14 protein-coding genes are annotated in these 16,441 nt (G+C 60.7%); 3 read left to right on the forward strand and 11 right to left on the reverse strand.

The window, feature by feature from the left end:
• Window positions 1-483 (reverse strand): NAD(P)-binding domain-containing protein (locus E8F12_RS00405; protein WP_280323305.1); only part of this gene is annotated, 483 nt, incomplete at its 3' end.
• 14 nt (window positions 484-497) lie between these two features.
• Window positions 498-1,250, reverse strand: a complete 753-nt coding sequence (locus E8F12_RS00410; RefSeq protein ID WP_280323306.1) for a 3-oxoacyl-ACP reductase family protein — start codon at window positions 1,248-1,250, stop codon at window positions 498-500.
• Window positions 1,251-1,360: 110 nt separating this feature from the next.
• On the opposite strand from E8F12_RS00410, the gene E8F12_RS00415 reads away from it, so the two are divergent.
• Complete coding sequence (locus E8F12_RS00415) at window positions 1,361-2,299, forward strand: LysR family transcriptional regulator (RefSeq protein ID WP_280323307.1); 939 nt, start codon at window positions 1,361-1,363, stop codon at window positions 2,297-2,299.
• A 426-nt stretch (window positions 2,300-2,725) separates the two neighbouring features.
• Here E8F12_RS00415 and E8F12_RS00420 read toward each other — a convergent pair whose 3' ends face one another.
• Window positions 2,726-3,634, reverse strand: coding sequence for a LysR family transcriptional regulator (locus E8F12_RS00420; RefSeq protein WP_280323308.1), 909 nt, complete (start codon window positions 3,632-3,634; stop codon window positions 2,726-2,728).
• A 115-nt stretch (window positions 3,635-3,749) separates the two neighbouring features.
• Here E8F12_RS00420 and E8F12_RS00425 point away from each other — a divergent pair, with 115 nt between their 5' ends.
• On the forward strand, window positions 3,750-4,820 hold the full coding sequence (locus tag E8F12_RS00425) for an AbrB family transcriptional regulator (protein WP_280323336.1): 1,071 nt from the start codon (window positions 3,750-3,752) through the stop codon (window positions 4,818-4,820).
• A gap of 8 nt (window positions 4,821-4,828) precedes the next feature.
• Here E8F12_RS00425 and E8F12_RS00430 read toward each other — a convergent pair whose 3' ends face one another.
• The 8 genes from E8F12_RS00430 to E8F12_RS00465 all read right to left on the reverse strand — a co-directional run bounded on the left by E8F12_RS00430 (window position 4,829) and on the right by E8F12_RS00465 (window position 15,019).
• The gene (locus tag E8F12_RS00430) at window positions 4,829-6,133 is read right to left on the reverse strand and encodes a citrate:proton symporter (RefSeq protein WP_280323309.1); all 1,305 of its coding nucleotides are present in this window, start codon (window positions 6,131-6,133) and stop codon (window positions 4,829-4,831) included.
• Between the two features lie 202 nt (window positions 6,134-6,335).
• The gene (tcuB, locus tag E8F12_RS00435) at window positions 6,336-7,517 is read right to left on the reverse strand and encodes a tricarballylate utilization 4Fe-4S protein TcuB (RefSeq protein WP_280323310.1); all 1,182 of its coding nucleotides are present in this window, start codon (window positions 7,515-7,517) and stop codon (window positions 6,336-6,338) included.
• Window positions 7,498-8,952 (reverse strand): FAD-dependent tricarballylate dehydrogenase TcuA, encoded by a 1,455-nt coding sequence (tcuA, locus tag E8F12_RS00440; protein WP_280323312.1) that lies wholly within the window; start codon window positions 8,950-8,952, stop codon window positions 7,498-7,500. The genes tcuB and tcuA overlap by 20 nt, the downstream gene beginning before the upstream one ends.
• 129 nt (window positions 8,953-9,081) lie before the next feature.
• Window positions 9,082-10,002, reverse strand: coding sequence for a LysR substrate-binding domain-containing protein (locus E8F12_RS00445; RefSeq protein ID WP_280323313.1), 921 nt, complete (start codon window positions 10,000-10,002; stop codon window positions 9,082-9,084).
• 116 nt (window positions 10,003-10,118) lie between these two features.
• The gene (locus tag E8F12_RS00450; RefSeq protein WP_280323314.1) at window positions 10,119-10,802 is read right to left on the reverse strand and encodes a TerC family protein; all 684 of its coding nucleotides are present in this window, start codon (window positions 10,800-10,802) and stop codon (window positions 10,119-10,121) included.
• A 202-nt stretch (window positions 10,803-11,004) separates the two neighbouring features.
• A complete protein-coding gene (locus E8F12_RS00455; RefSeq protein ID WP_280323315.1) occupies window positions 11,005-12,276 on the reverse strand; it encodes an OprD family porin in 1,272 nt (423 codons plus the stop codon).
• A gap of 107 nt (window positions 12,277-12,383) precedes the next feature.
• Window positions 12,384-13,688: a citrate:proton symporter gene (locus tag E8F12_RS00460; protein ID WP_280323317.1), complete on the reverse strand. Its 1,305-nt coding sequence runs from the start codon at window positions 13,686-13,688 to the stop codon at window positions 12,384-12,386.
• A gap of 233 nt (window positions 13,689-13,921) precedes the next feature.
• On the reverse strand, window positions 13,922-15,019 hold the full coding sequence (locus E8F12_RS00465; RefSeq protein ID WP_280323337.1) for a 4-oxalomesaconate tautomerase: 1,098 nt from the start codon (window positions 15,017-15,019) through the stop codon (window positions 13,922-13,924).
• Window positions 15,020-15,157: 138 nt separating this feature from the next.
• Here E8F12_RS00465 and E8F12_RS00470 point away from each other — a divergent pair, with 138 nt between their 5' ends.
• Complete coding sequence (locus E8F12_RS00470; RefSeq protein WP_044874439.1) at window positions 15,158-16,051, forward strand: LysR family transcriptional regulator; 894 nt, start codon at window positions 15,158-15,160, stop codon at window positions 16,049-16,051.
• Window positions 16,052-16,441: the final 390 nt, after the last annotated feature.

Here is a 16,441-nt window from a genome sequence, read left to right on the forward strand (position 1 = left end):
CGCCGCGACCTCGGCCTTTGCCGCTGCATCCTCGCCGGAATAGAACAGCACGCGGCGTCCGCCCTCGGCTTGCGGGTCGCCAGCCAGCAGCGCCGGTGCCAGGTGGTTGAAGGCCTTAACCAGGCGAGCTCCCGGTAGCAGCTGCGCTACCACTTCGCTGGAACTCTGGGCGCCCAGGTCGAACGGCCGGAAGGTCGGCGCTTCGATAGGGTTGTTGGCATCCACCACGATGCGCCCGTTCCAGGGGCCGAGCCCGTCCAGCGCGGCGGGGATCTTCGACCAGTTCACCGCGAGGAAGACGATATCCGCCCGGGCGGCCTCCTCGCGGCTGACCGGCCTGACCTTCGGCCCCAGTTCATTGGCCAGCGCCTGCAGGCTCTCGGGCCCACGGCTATTGGCGATGACGACTTCGAGGCCCGCGTTGCTCAGGGCGCGGGCGATGGCGCTGCCGATGGCTCCGGCGCCGATGATGCCTATCTGCATGTCCCGTTCCTCCCTCAGGCGGTGAAGCCGCCATCGACCAGCAGTTCGGCACCGCTGACGAAGGCCGCCTCGGGGCTGGCCAGCCAGGCCACGGCGGCGGCAATGTCGCGAGCCTCGCCATAGCGGCCGACAGCGATGTTGGGGCGGACGAAGTCAGCCACCGGGCCGTCCGCCGGGTTCATGTCGCTGTCGGTCGGGCCGGGATGCACGGTGTTGACCGTGATGCCACGCGGGCCGAGGTCGCGCACCAGGCCACGGCTGAAGCCGGCTAGGGCGCCCTTGGTCAGGGTGTAGGCCGAGGCGGTGGCGAAGGCGGCGTACTGCACCATGGAGCTGCCGATGTGGATGATGCGACCGCCGCGGCCCATGTGCTTGAGCGCCTCCTGGGTGGCGACGAACACGCCGGTGACATTCACCGCGAGGATGCGCTGGAAGTCCTCGAAAGCGATCTCCTCCGGGGCGCCGAGCACGCTGATACCGGCATTGTTGACCAGGATATCCAGCCTGCCGAAGGTGCTGGCGACCTGTTGCACGGCGCTGCGTACCGCTTGCGGGTCGCCGGCATCGGCGGCGATGGCGATGGCCTTGCCGCCGGTCGCGACTATCTCGCCGACCAGCACGTCGGCCTTGTCCGGCGAGGCGTGGTAGGTGATGGCGACGCTGGCCCCGTCGGCAGCCAGGCGCTTGGCGATGGCGGCGCCGATGCTGCGCGAGCCGCCGGTGACCAGGGCGACCTGGCCGTTGAGGGGGAGAGTGGCGTTGTTCATGATGCAAACCTCGTGTGGGTGGTGGGTGTGCTCATGAAACGCCTTGGGCTTTCCCTGCAGTAGTGGGTAATGGCTAGAATCACCTTCAACTGATGATTGAAGGTGTCGCTATGGAAACCCTGGCCAATCTGGAATCCTTCGTGCGCAGTGCCGAGTGCGGCAGCTTCTCCGCCGCGGCACGGCGTCTGGGCCTGACCCCAGCGGCGATCAGCCGCAACGTCGCCCAGTTGGAGGCCAATCTCGGCGTGCGCCTGTTCCAGCGCAGCACCCGGCGGCTGACCCTGACCGAAGCCGGCGAGCGCTTTCTCGGCAACGTCGGCGGCGGGCTGGAAAGCATTCAGGCGGCCATCGCCGATCTCACCAGCAGTGCCGGCGCACCGGCTGGCGTGCTGCGCCTGTCGGCGGCCCCGGCCTTCGGCCGCGATTTCCTGTTGCCACTGATGCCCGGGTTTCTCGCCCGCTACCCGGCGGTAACACCGGAGTGGCACTTCGACAATCGCCAGGTGGAGCTGATTGCCGATGGCTTCGATGCCGCCATCGGCGGCGGTATCGAGCTGTCGCCTGGGGTGGTGGCGCGGGAACTGGCGCCGGCGCATCTGGTACTGGTGGCGGCGCCTGGTTATCTGGCTGGACGACCCGTGCCGAAGCGGCCGGAACAGTTGGCCGAGTTCGATCAGTTGGCCATGCGTTCGACCCAGAGCGGCAAGGTGCGCAGTTGGATGTTGCAGGGGCCGAAGGGCGAGCGTATGCCGCTGGAGCTGCGTCCGCGCATGCTGGTCAACGATCCCCAGGCGCTCTGTAGCAGCGCATTACTCGGTCTGGGTGTGGCGCTGCTGGCCGTGCCGGACGTGCTGGAGCATCTCGAGAGCGGCGCTCTGGTGCGACTGTTGCCGGACTGGCATGTGGATGCCGGCCCCATCTCGCTGTACTTCGCCAGCCAGAAGCTGCTGCCGGCGAAGACCCGCGCCTTCGTCAATCACCTGGTCGAGCACGCCCGCGAGCAGCAATGGCCGCGACGCTTCGATGCCAGGGGTAGAGGCTTGATTTAGCGAACGTCCGATTTCGGCCGATTCTGTTGAAAAACTCCCTTCGAGATTTCTGCCCACAAAAGTGCATTGCTTACGCTGAAATCTTAGCGATTTGCGGGGCAGAGAACTGCCTTGGATTTCACGTAGCAACGCTTCAGTCGGTCGTTTTTTCGGCTTTTTGCTAGCGAGCCGAGGCGGCTCTGCCGTTTTCAACAGAATCGGCCAATAGCAGTCGCTCGCCGAGGCCCGCTTCCGCCCTTTCCAGTTGCTCGAAGATGTCTACAAAGTCCGGGATAAGGGGTTCTCTAGTTGAAGGGACAACTTGAGCGTGTGCCTTATCTCACAAACGGGTTGGCGCAGATATTCCAGATTGCGCAGCAATAGCCAGCACGCCTGCTAGATGCCCCGTCGCGTCGGCCTGCGATGCCGGAGACGGTTGGCCGGACCTCACGAATCAAGCTGTAGGAATAGGTTGGCCTGATGAGTCAGCAGAATATCCAGTAGAGTTGCCGTCGCCGGCGACTTGTAACCCTCGGAGCGATAGCTCACCCCGATTACCCGCGTCATGGTGGTTTCCGCCAGAGGAATTTCCCGCAGACTGGCCTCCGCCTTTCCACCTAACAGGTGTTCACGGGCAATGAAACTGAGTAAGTCAGTACGGGCAATCAAACGTGGCATCAAGGAAATCGACGTGCTTTCCACCTGCACCATGGGCGTCGGCAGTTGCCGGCTGATGAAGGCATTGTCGATCCACTTGCGCGCACTGGCTGAGAGAGGTGGCAGCACCCAGCGGTAACGGCACAGATCGCGCTGGCTGATAGGCCCGCTGAAAAGCGGATGATCGCGGCGTGCCACAACCACGGCTTGGTCCTCCAGCAGAGCATGGGTTTCCAGTCCCTCTACCTTGTCGACGAAGGGGCTAATGACCAGGTCTAAATTTGCCTGTAACAGTCCCTCGCGAAGCACATCGTCCATCCCAACCGTAAGTGTCAATGTCACATTGGGAACGAGGCTCAGCAGTGTCGCTGTGAGCTGTGGCAGCAGGTATTCGGCCATAGAGACTGCACAGCCCAGTCGAATATTTCCTACCAAACCATTGGCGAAGTCGCGTACCTCACGGCGCGTCTCATCAACGCTGTGCCGTAGCTGACGGCTTCGCTCCAGGAGCAAATGCCCCGCTGGGGTCAGCTTGATGCGTCGGCCATCACGCTGGAACAAGCTGGCTCCAAGGGATTCCTCCAGGCGTTGAATGCTCTTGGTTAAAGCAGGTTGGCTACGACACAGGCGCTCCGCAGCGCGGCCTAGGTGGCCAAGCTCAGCAATGGTCTCGAAATAGGCAAGATCCCGCAGATCCATAATCGATAACTCTGAATTATCGGTTTATCACAATTAGAAAATAGACTTGATGAATCAGCACCAGAATACTGCCGATGCGCGTTGGACACACCCTGCCCCACAGCGCGCACGGAGAATCGCCTTGCCTACCCGTCCCTCTCTCGACTCCATTGCCCTCATGCGGCAGTGGCTGCTTCTGCTCGTTCTTGCGGTAATCGCTGGTCAAGTGCTGCGACTGATCGGAATGCCAGCTGCTGACTTCCTCGGCTCCATGCTGGTAGCCATTGGACTTGGCGTGCGGGGCGCGCGCATCCGCGTACCAGCGCTCGCATTCAAACTCGGTCAGGGTTGCATCGGCTTGCTGGTGGCTCATTCGCTTAGCGCCGAAACGCTTGCCAGCATTGCTCATGATTGGCCCGTCATGCTGCTGGCCACGGCGATAACGGTGGTTATGAGCTTGCTCGTCGCGCTTTTCCTCGTGCGCTACGGTGACCTACCGGGTAGCACCGCTGCCTGGGGCCTGTCTCCCGGGGCGGCGTCCGCTATGGTGGCTCTGGCCGAAGATCACGGAGCAGACTCCCGAGTGGTCGCCACGATGCAGTACGTGCGAGTGGTCTGCGTAGTGCTGATAGGTGCAGTTGTCAGCCACGCCCTAGGTAGTGAAGTTACTTCCCCCCAAATCCCGGCTGGCACAGCCCCCCTCGGCTTCACTGTGCCTGCCAATGGCATCCTCACCATCCTTGTTCTGATCGGCAGTGTGTTGATCGGTGCTCGCTTCCCGGCAGGTGCTCTGCTCGTGCCGCTACTGGCTGGGTCGGCGATGCAATTGGGCGGTGTATTCATCATCGACCTACCACAATGGCTGTTGTGCCTGGCCTACGGAGCCCTTGGTTGCTACGTGGGATTACGATTCGATCGAGAGACCTTCGACTTCGTCGTCCGTCGGCTGCCGTCCATGCTCCTCAGCGCACTTGCCCTGATTGCTCTTTGCGCCCTGTCCGCACTTTTCATTGCGAAACTGCTGGGCAAGGACTTCCTCTCCGTTTATCTCGCCACCAGCCCGGGAGGGCTGGATTCCATGGCAATCATTGCTCTGGATACCCAGGCGGATGTCGGCCTGGTACTGGCCATGCAGACCATGCGCCTGTTCGGCGTCATTCTGGTCGGCCCATACTTAGCGCGACAGATCATCCGCCTGTCTCGATGAACGCACCGTCAATTGCTTAGATTGATGGCGCCAGTGAGCAGGGCCAGAAGAGTCATCACCAAGGAAGTCAGCATTGCCCACTTCCAGGTGAACCTCTGGAAGTCGCCGATATCACGATCCAGCATCCCCACCAGCAACAGTGTCGAAGCTACCAGGGGGCTCATCAGGTGCATCGGCTGGCCGAGGATCGATGCGCGGGCGATTTCTACCGGATCGATGCCGTAGGCAGCTGCCGCCTGGGCGAGGATCGGCACCATCCCGAAGTAGTAAGCGTCGTTGGACAGCACGAACGTCAATGGCATGCTGGTAATTGCCACCACCAGCGGAAAGAAACGCCCCCAGGATGTCGGAATCATCTCCACCAGCGTATTAGCCAGGGAGTCCACCATCTTGGTGCCGGAGAAGATCCCAGCGAACACACCAGCGGCAAACACTAGTAGTACCACAGTCAGGGCATTGCCCGAATGGGCCAGGATGCGCTCCTTCTGCTCCTCCAGGCGCGGGTAGTTGATCATCAACGCCACCATGAAACCGAGCATGAACAGGACCGCCGCGTTCATCACGCCGATCACCAGCGCAGCCATCAACGCAATTACCAGGAGCAAGTTGAGCAACAGCAAGCGTGGCCGCTTGTGCGGACTGTCGGCCAGGATGGCCTTGATGTAGCAGTCATTTCCGCCGGTTTTAAGGTGAGTGTTGCCGATGCGTTTGAGCTCCTTGCGCCCGAGGATCCAGGCCGTGAACACCACCCACAGTGCGCCGCCGACCATGGTCGGCACCATGGGTATGAAGTACCCACTGGCGTCCAGCCGGAGCACCGCAATGGCGCGAGTCGCCGGACCACCCCAAGGGGTCATGCCGCTCATGACGCTGAGTGAAAGCATGGCGAGGCACGCGAGAATCAGCGGGTTCATGCCGATGCGCTTGTACAGCGGCCACATGGCGGCCACGGTGATCATGTAAGTGGTGGTGCCATCACCGTCCAGCGCCACCAGCAGTGACAGCACAGCCGTGCCCATGGCGATCTTCACCGGGTTACCGTTGACCGTCTGCAGAATGCGGCGGATCAGCGGGTCGAAAAGCCCGGAATCAATCATGATGCCGAAGAACAGAATGGCAAAGAGCAGCAATGCCGCCGATGGAGCCACGGTCTTGATGCCGTCCAGCATCAACTTGCCGAGGTCGGGGGCGAAGCCGCCCAATACGCCGAAGACGATGGGAACCACGGTCAGAGCCACTACCGGGGACAGGCGTTTAGTCATGATCAGGTAGGTGAACACGACCACCATGGACAAACCGAGCAGAGAAAGCATGGCGTTGGACTCTTGTAATTATGGGGTTCCCCCTCGCGAAACCGTCCGAGCTGAATGGCGGCAGGTGCAAGGGTGCTCATTCGCCAGGGCGCACGGACGCCCCGGTGGCCATACGTTGGATGGATGGCCGGTTCCGGTACTTCCTAGGTGATGGACCAGACCTCCATTGAGCTAAAACAGAGGTCTGGTGGATATGGACGAACTAGTCGCTGCCGAGATTGATTTTCTCTGGCTGGCGCTTTTCGATTGCGAACTTCAGCAGCGCAGCGCTGCGGAAAATCCCGTGAGCAAACTTGCCGTAAGGCAGCGTAAGGAAAAACGCCATTACAGTGCCTAAGTGGACGGCCAAGAGGATCGCCATTGCCGGGCTATCGCGACCAATCAACAGGGCCAGTCCGGTAAGACTCACAAGTAGGAGCAGCACGATGAAGCCACGATCCATCGGTTGCTGGGTAGCGTCTCCCTGGAGCGGATCACGGCGACAATTGAGCATCAGCAGGCCAACCGGCCCGACCACAAGGCCCACCCCTCCCAGCGTGCCGAGCATCACTGGCAGGCTCAACATCGGATAAGGGGCCATTTCGCCCAGCAGGTAGTGATAGCCCGTAGCGATGCCGGTAGAGGCGAAGCAGAACATGAAGCCGTAGAACGTTAGATGGTGGAAACGCCGGCGCCAGAGCGTATATCGATCGCTCTCGTTGTTGCAGCCCTGCCCATGCCCACCATCCAGGTATTTGAGGGTCAGCACGGCGGCTGAAGCTTCACGGACCGCACCTGGTTGAGTTTCCACTGGGTCGGATGCCGGCGACACATTACGCCAGAAGCGACGTACGGCAACCAACAGGGCCAAGACTGCTCCACCGAATACGCTACCGAACATCCACGCTAAGGTGTTATGGGGGAACACCGCATAGAACTCGCCTTTGAGACTGCCTGGAAACAACGTCCCCTTCATCATCAAAGTCAGTAGCAGAAACAGCGAGAGCCCAGCCGCCAGTGCAACGGCAAGGAATGTACCGTTATGCCGGTACAGGCGACCAAACAGGCTGGGCCACGCGTAATCACCGTATGTCTGCACGCGCACCTTGGCCATAGCCTGAGGCACATTGACGGCAAACTCGTGGGGTGCTGCGTACTGACAAGCGTGGAGACAGGCGCCACAGTTGTGGCAGAGGTTCGCCAGGTAGTGAATATCGGCCTTGGAGAAGTCCAACCGGCGCGTCATGGCCGGAAACACGGCGCAGAAGCCCTCGCAATAACGACAGGCGTTGCAGATTCGCATCTGTCGGTCCACTTCGCTCTCGTCAATGTTGAGCAGCGGAATTAGCTGGTGGCTTGCCTCTGCGGGATCGACTAATCGTGGTTCAGGCAATTGCGCAGTCATGTTCGTGTTCTCTGGAAGTAGTTCGATAGCCAGCAGCAATGGCTGCACTTGTACCCGCGATACGGCCGAATGCGGTTCCGATGGACATACCAACGCCCGCGGTATAGCCCTTGCCGAGGACGTTGCCGGCCATCATTTCTCCCGCTACGAAGAGATTCGGGCTTGGTTCGCCACCAAAGCGCACGGCGGCTGTCTCATCAGTGCGAAGGCCCAGGTAGGTGAAGGTCACCCCTGGCCGCAGCGGGTAGCCGTAAAACGGCGGAGTATCGAGAGGGCGCGCCCAATGGGTTTTGGCAGGTTCGATACCTTCGGTGTGGCAGTCATCCAGGCGGGTGTGGTCGAAGGTCCCGACCCGACAGGCCCGGTTGTAGGACTCTACGGTGGCGACGAAGGTAGCCTCGGGCAGTCCTAACTTGCGCGCCAGCTTACCCAGCGTATTGGCCGTGGTGCCGGGAAACACTGGCGGCATGAAGCGTCCCAACGCCTTCTGATCGATGATGGAAAAGCCCACCTGCCCCTCTTGCTGAGCGACCAGGCGCCCCCAAATGGCGTACCGCTTGGGCCAGAAGTCCTCGCCTTCGTCGTAGAAGCGCTCACCATTGCGGTTGACCACCACACCCAACGATACGCAATCAATGCGAGTGCAAATGCCACCGTCGTAGAGCGGCGCGCGGGCATCAATGGCTACCATGTGGGCTTGAGTTGGATCGCCAATGGTGTCGGCCCCCTGCTCCATCAGCTCACGCAGTAATACCCCGTTGTTGAATCGGGTACCCCGCACCAGGAAATTATCCGCTGGCCATTCACCACGCTCATTCTGGCCCCAGGCTTCGCGTAGCCATTCACGATTGGACTCGAAGCCACCGGCAGCGAGAACACAGGTCTTGGCCTCAATGCGCTCAGCAGGGAGACGTCGACCGTCTACCTCACGCTCGCCGATATGCGCGGCGATGAAGCGGCCATCATTAACTTCGACGCGAGCCACGGGCGAGTCGTAGCGAATCTGGACGCCCAGCTTTTCGGCGCTACGGTAGTAGGCGTTCACCAAGGCCTTGCCTCCTCCCATGAAGAAGGCGTTCGTGCGGGCCGTGTGCAGGGCACCGGACAGCGACGGCTGGAAGTGCACTCCATGACGACGCATCCAGCCTCGGCAGTTGGACGACGCACGAATCACCAAGCGCGCTAGCTTTTCATCGGTCAGGCCACCAGTGACCTTGAGCAGGTCCTGCCAGAACTCCTCTTCGGGATAGGCATCCACCAGCACGTCCTGCGGCGCGTCGTGCATGCAGCGCAGGTTGCGGGTGTGTTGCGAGTTACCGCCGCGCCAGGCGCGCGGTGCCGCCTCCAGCAGCAGTACGCTGGCGCCAGCTTCTCGAGCCATCAGCGCAGCACACAGAGCCGCGTTGCCGCCCCCTATAACGAGGACATCGATCATCATCCCTCCTCTGAGCGAGGAGACGGAAGTTAAGCTGCTCCCCGCGATGGAGAGGACTGTAGAGAGAGGGCGTTTGGTCCGAAACGCGCTACGACTAAGCAGGTATTTAGTTTTTCTAAAGACCGTCGATCACAGCAGCCGTGCGCCCGGCCACTGACCGCGCGTGACGAGGTCGCAAGCGACGTCCAGTAACACGATGCGGGTGGCCAAAGCCGCTGGCGACAGCTCATCGTCCGACAAGCTGGCCAACAGGTTGCGCCGCTCTGCTTCCGCGTCAGCAATCGGGAAGACCCTGAGCCCCGCCTGCAGCGAGCGCGCCACCGTTGCACCGGGCTGGATGGTCGCGGCGTGACCTGCGATCACCGCATCCATCAACAGTGTCAGACCATCAATCTCCATGACTACCCGCGGCTCATGGCCGATACGTTCGAATGCAGCGTTAAGCGTAGTGCGCAGGCCGTGCTGTTGGCTGGGCAATACCAACGGCAACTCATCGAGCTCAGCCAATGACAGTTCCTCCCCCCAATCGGGTCGAACCAGCGAGGGCGGCACGATGACGAACAGGCGCTCTTGCAGCAGTGGGCGAATACTGAGGCGAGGCCCCACTTCTGACTGAAACAAGACCGCCAGGTCCAGATGGCGCGCGTTCAACTGGCTGACCAAGTACCCGGATAACATCTCGACCAGATGCAGGCGCACCTGCGGATAGCGTTCACGCATGGCGGCAATCAGAGGCAACGCGAGGACCGAAGCCGTAGTCGGTGCCAGGCCGACACTGGTATAGCCGCTCATACGGCCACTCTGGGCGGCTAATACGGCGTTGTCTGCCTGACGCAAGGTAAGGCGTGCATGGTGTTCGAAGGCGAGGCCAGCCGCGGTTGGAGAGACACCTGTGGTGGTGCGGTTCAGCAGGCGAGTAGAGAGTTCGCTCTCCAACTTGCTGAGCTGCTGGCTCAGGGCCGAGGTGCCAATACCCAGCTCCAGGGCTGCACGGCCCAAACTGCCATGCTCCAGGACACTGAGGTAGTAACGCAGCTGACGCAGTTCCATACAGGACCTCGGCGATGAGTAGAGGCCAGGATGGTAGCCGGATTGCTAACGCTACCGCAGCCTGGATCCGACTCCATACCTGGCGAGCACCGAGATCCTGGAAATCAGCCGTTTAACTAATCAACCACTGCTGATGCACGCGTGCGCAGCAATAGACCTGTGCCCATCACCAGGGAAGCGCCACAGGCTGCAGCCAGGTGGTTGGACCAGGCCTCGATCGGAATCCAGCTCGCCACCGCGATGTCGGTTACAGCCATGCCCCCGGCAATCCAGCCCAGCAAGCCGCCCCCCAGCAGTACAACCTGCGGGTAACGATCCATCAGTCTGAGCACCAGCTGGCTACCCCAAACGATGATCGGGATGCTGATCAGCACGCCCAGGCTGACGAGGACCAGGTTGCCGCCGGCAGCCCCGGCCACCGCGAGCACGTTGTCCAGACTCATGACAGCGTCGGCGATGATGATCGTTTTGATTGCGGCGAAGAAGCTCGCGCCTGCCCTAACTTCGTGGCCCTGTTCGTCTTCGGGCAGCAGCAATTTCACGCCGATCCATAGCAACAGCGCCGCACCTACCAGTTTCAGATACGGCAAGGCCAGTAGCTGCATGGCAAAGAACAACAATGCGATGCGCAGTAGGATTGCCCCAGCTACTCCACCGACGATGGCTCGGCGTCGTTGTTCCTCCGGAAGATGCCGACACGCCAGTGCAATGACCACTGCGTTATCGCCGCCCAACAGGATGTCGATGGCGATAATCTGCATAAGTGCCATCCAGAAAACAGGGTCACTCAGCCACTCCATAAATCCATATCTCCGCTATCGATAAAAGAATCCGGGGGCAAAGCCCCCGGCTCCGGAACCTCCGCCGGCGCGACGGGTAGTCGAGACGGGTGGTCGGAAAAGCGTGGTTTGAGGATTAAGGGCCCGCGCGCCTTGTGGGCACACGGGCGCGGCGCCCGCTCTTCTAAGCGCCACTTCGGGCTGGTAAGCCCGCATTCGGGACCTACCAGAGCGCGATGTCGTAGGTGAAATACAGGCGATTGTTGTCGCGGCCCCTGCTGTAGCTGGAGCGATAGGCGATGTTGCGCAGCTTCACACCAAGCCCTTTGAGAGCCCCCTGCTGCATCACGTAGGCAAGGTCAATGTCCCGCTCCCACTCGTGGGCGTTCACCTCGTTGCCGCGCAGTTCGGTCGTGCCATCCCGGCCTTTGAAATAGCGAACGCCAGTTGTCAGTCCTGGCACTCCAATGGCTGCAAAGTCGTAGGCATAACCGAGCATCCAGGTGCGCTCGTCCTCCTCAATGAACTTGCCGACACCGGCATTGCTGAAGCTGTAGACCGTGGCGCCGTTGACGAATGGCAGCCCGCCTTCGCCATTCAGTTGCTGGTAGCCTGCGCTTAAGGCATGGCCCTTCAGGGTGTAGGTCAGCAGGCCGCTGTACATGTCGTTGTCCAGCTCGCCATTGCGTGCCTCTCCCGCATCCTGGCTGTGGAAGTAGCGCAGGTCGGTGGTGAGGCTGCCTGGCCCCAAGGGCAGGCTGTGGACCAGGCCGATGAAGTGCTGCTGGTAGAACTCTTCCAGCTCGCCATAGTAGTAACTCAGGGTCAGGGCCTTGCTGGGCTTGTAGTCGGCACCGGCGAACCAGAAGCCCTCACCGTCATCACCTGCGTATCCGTCGGCAGTGATCGAATGGTTGTCACTGGAGTCGCGCATGCGGAACTCGTCGAAGTAACCACCTGTGAGGCTTAGGTCGGCTATATCGGCGCTGGTGACCTGGGTGCCTTCGAAGGTTTGCGGCAACAAGCGCGCATCGTTGCGCACCAGAACCGGCAGCTTGGGCTGATGAGTGCCGTGCTTGAGCGTGGTACCGGCGAAGCGTGCCTTGGCGGTCAGGCCCAGGCTGGAAAATTCGTCCGCGGCCCGACCGTCATCGTGCAGGGGCAAAAGCCCGGTACCGGCGCGGCCGGCGCCGGAATCCAGCTTCACACCCAGCAGTCCCAGGGCGTCCAAACCGAAACCGAGGCGGCCTGGGGTGAACCCGGATTGCATATCCAGCAGGAAACCCTGGGCCCATTCTTCCTTCTTCGACTGTGCGTTGGCAGCGGACTTGGCGGTCATGCCCGTCTCGTCCTTGAAGTCATCGTTGAAGTAGATGTTGCGCAATTGCAAGTTGGCTTTGCTGTCTTCGATGAAGCCGGCGGCCCCTGCGGCAGGTGCCAGGCAGGCGACTAGGCACGCCAGGGTGGAAGGCAGGGGCTTGGCGTTGGTTTTCATGGTGTCTTCACCTTTTTGTTCTGGACGCACTCGGCCAGCGGGCGCGCAGGAACACACCACGGGGCCAGATCTCAGGGGGTTTGCCCGACTTCGCCGGGCGCGGAAACTCAGGCGAGCAGCGTGATGGCACCCGTCAGCAGGGCCAGCACGGTAATGACGAGCGAGGTGAGGATCGCCCACTTGTAGGTGAAGCGCTGGAAGTCGCCGATGTCACAATCGACCATGCCCACCAGCAGGAGTGTCGAGGCCACCAGCGGACTCATCAGGTGCACCGGCTGGCCGAGGATGGAAGCGCGTGCGATTTCCACCGGATCGATGCCATAGGCCGCAGCGGCCTGGGCGAGGATGGGCACCATGCCGAAGTAGTACGCGTCGTTGGAGAGCACGAAGGTCAGCGGCATGCTGGTGATGGCCACCACCAGCGGGAAGAAGCTGCCCCAGGAGGATGGGATCATCTCCACCAGGGAGTTGGCCAGGGAGTCCACCATCTTGGTGCCGGAGAATATGCCGGCGAATACCCCGGCGGCGAACACCAGCAGCACCACGGTCATGGCGTTACCCGAGTGGGCGAGGATGCGCTCCTTCTGCAGCTCCAGCTGCGGGTAGTTGATCATCAGCGCCACCACGAAGCCGAGCATGAACAGCACCGCCGCATTCATCAGCCCCGTCACCAACGCCACCATCACCGCGATCACCAGCAGCAGGTTGAGCCAGATGAGCTTCGGCCGCTTGTTCGGGTTATCGGCAAGAATCAGCTTGATGTAGCAATCGTCGCCACCGGTCTTCAGGTGGGTGTTGCCAATCCGCTTCAGCTCTTTGCGCCCGAGGATGTAGGCGGTGAACACCACCCAGAGGGCGCCGCCCGCCATGGTCGGCAGCATGGGAATGAAATACTCGCTGGCGTCCAGCCCGAGCACGGCGATTGCGCGAGTGGCCGGACCGCCCCAGGGGCTCATGCCACTCATGATGCTCAGTGACAGCATGGATACGCACGCGAGGATCAGCGGGTTCATACCGATGCGCTTGTATAGCGGCAGCATGGCGGCCACGGTGATCATGTAGGTGGTGGTGCCGTCACCATCCAGCGCCACCAGCAGCGACAGCACAGCGGTGCCCATGGCGATCTTCACCGGATTGCCGTTGACCGTCTGCAAGATGCGGCGAATCAGCGGATCGAACAGCCCGGAGTCGATCATGATTCCGAAAAACAGGATGGCGAAAAGCAATAGCGCTGCCGAGGGCGCCACCGTCTTCAGGCCGTCGAGCATCATCTTGCCGAGCTCGGGCGCGAAGCCGCCGGCCAATGCGAAGACGATGGGCACTACGGTCAAGGCCACGACCGGGGACAGGCGTTTGGTCATGATCAGGTAAGTGAACACGACCACCATGGACAAACCGAGCAGAGAAAGCATGGCGTTGGACTCTTGTAATTATGGGTTCCAGCTCCATTGGGCGTACGAGCCGCCGCACATGAAGCAGCTAATCGCCAGGGCGTGCAAGCGCCCCAGGCATCCTCACGATGAACGTGGATGACCGGTTGCAGCGCAGTTGTGATGTAAGCAGCGAGTGATGGAAGTCTTCATTTTTTGTTACCCGTCTTGTGATTGTTGTCTGGGCGCATCGAGACACGGGACAGCATTTGGAATCAGTGGATTGCATCCGGCATGCGGTAATAGAGACGACCATCCATGATCTTGCGGGCAGTACGGATCAGCGAGACTCGGGCGATATCCATCGGGTTGCCTTCACGCAACTCGACTCGCAGGTCCAGATGACCTGAGGGGTGCTCGATACGTATGGACGCGAGGGGTTTGCCAGCTTCTACGCGACTGGTTTCCAGGGCGAGGCGATGGGCCACGCTACCGGGAACATTCACTGCGGCGCCAAGAGCGATCGCGCCGGTTACGGCAAGCGCCTTGTGGCAGCGCTGTGGTACGAAGTAGCGCGCGCACAGCGTTCCGTCTTCGCCAACTGCCGGCGACAGCAGAATGGGTTTTGGCAGCACCGACTGGCTGACATCTCCCATGCCCATGCGGCGGCCCGCTTCACAGCGAATGCGCTCCAGACGCTCAAGCATTGCGCTGTTGGCATCCAGTGCAGCCGGATCGGCGTGACCATCCACACCCAGGTCGCTTGCACGAATCATCACCGTCGGGGTCGCGGCATCCAGGCAGGTGACGTCGACACCCTCAATCTGCTCGATAGCATGACCTGTAGGAAGCAGGGCCCCGGTCTTGGCACCAGCGACGTCCAGGAAGCTGAGACGAATACCCGCTGCAGAACCTGGAACGCCACTGATACTGGTATCGCCTTCGTATTCCACGCGACCACGCGGAGTAGGTACGAAACACTCAATGATGCGCTGAGTGTTGATGTTGAACACTCGCACTCGCGTCTCGCCGTAGGTGGGAGCCACAAGGCCAGTCTCGATCGCGAATGGGCCAACGGCCGAGAGCATGTTGCCGCAGTTGGGCGTGAAATCTACCCGGCGCTCGGTCACGTCCACTTGGGCGAACAGGTAGTCCACATCTGCGTCCGGGCGACTGGAGCGTCCAACGATGGCCACTTTGCTTGTAAGGGAGTTACCGCCGCCAATGCCGTCCACCTGAAGCGGATGGCCGGAGCCCATTAAATCGAGTAAGACCTGGGCACGCGCTTCCTGCGAATCAGGCAGATCGGTCATGTGGATGAAGGGGCCGCGTGAGGTGCCGCCACGCATAATCATGCAAGGGATGCTGTTCATCATCTTGGTTTAATCCGTGACCGTTCCAACGATGGCTACAGCTTGTCAGCGCCCTTTTGATGCTTCAAATGCAAAGATCAACAGCAACTGATAGGATATGCGCATTAATGCACAAAGCAGAACCATAGAGGTCCTTTCATGCATAGAATAGAATTCCTCGACCTCGCAGCTTTTGTGCGAGTGGCTGAATCACAGTCCTTTCAGGAAGCCGCCCAGGCACTCCATCTATCCCAGCCGGCGCTGTCTCGCCGCCTTCAGAAACTGGAAGAAACCCTTGGAGCCAAGCTGCTGGAGCGCACCACCCGGCGCACTTGGCTAACCGAAATAGGCAAGGAATACCTGCCCCGGGCTCGACGGATGCTGGAAGACTACGAGTCCTCGATACAGGGCATACGCGAGCTCAAGACACACCAAAAAGGTACCGTGACGATCGCGTGCATCCCGACCGCGGCGTTCTACTTCCTGCCCAGCGTGATACGGGTGTTCAACGAGGCCTACCCGGGCATACGCATCCGAATACTTGATGTCAGCGCCAACGAAGGTCTGGAGCGCGTGGTGAGCGGAGACGCTGACTTCGGCATCAACATGATCAGCGCCCAACATCCTGACGTTAGCTTCACACCGCTGCTTCGTGACCCATTCGTACTCGCAATGCGGAGCGACCATCCTTTGGCAGCGCTGTCTGAAGTGAACTGGCAAGATCTCCAGAACGTACGCCTGATCACTGTGAGTCGAGACAGCGGCAACCGCATGTTGCTGGACAGTGCCCTTTCAGGCCATGGAATCCGCCTCAACGGCTTTTACGAAGTGCAGCATCTATCCACCTCGCTGGGCCTGGTCGAATGCGGCCTTGGTGTAGCGATTTTGCCGCGGATGGCTATGCCTGATGCCGAACATGAAAACCTCTGTTCCAGGGAGTTACCTCCCCCTCATATCGAACGCACCATCGGGCTGGTGCGTCGAGACGGCGAGCCCCTATCGAGCACAGCAGAACTCTTCATTGAGATGCTGCTCAAGCGATGGCGTGAATAGGCCTTTAACGCGCCTACCTTGTATTTGTGGAAGGTAATTGTCCATACGGCCACTGCCTGGTCTGTCCACCAGTTCCGGGACAGACCAGCCGGCAAAACCTCAGATGAGGGGCCGGAAGTGCAAAGATCCGTTATAGCGGCTTGAGTCGTTCAATTACTCGGAGCGAGGGTTACATCTGGCATATTGCGGCCCTTATACAAGGCGCTACGCCAGAAATGCATGGACACTTCAGACCATCCCTAACTCAAATGCCCAGACAAGCTTCATCTAGACTTACTGAGCGGGACTGGAAGCTAAAGGCGAGTGGAGTGCTGGAAGGCAGATGTCCATGCCCTTGGTGACAACGGTCCGGCATCAAGGGTTGTGTCTTGTTCCATCAAGGCGGAATAC

The organism is Pseudomonas sp. BN102 (assembly GCF_029871245.1).
Lineage (GTDB): Bacteria > Pseudomonadota > Gammaproteobacteria > Pseudomonadales > Pseudomonadaceae > Metapseudomonas.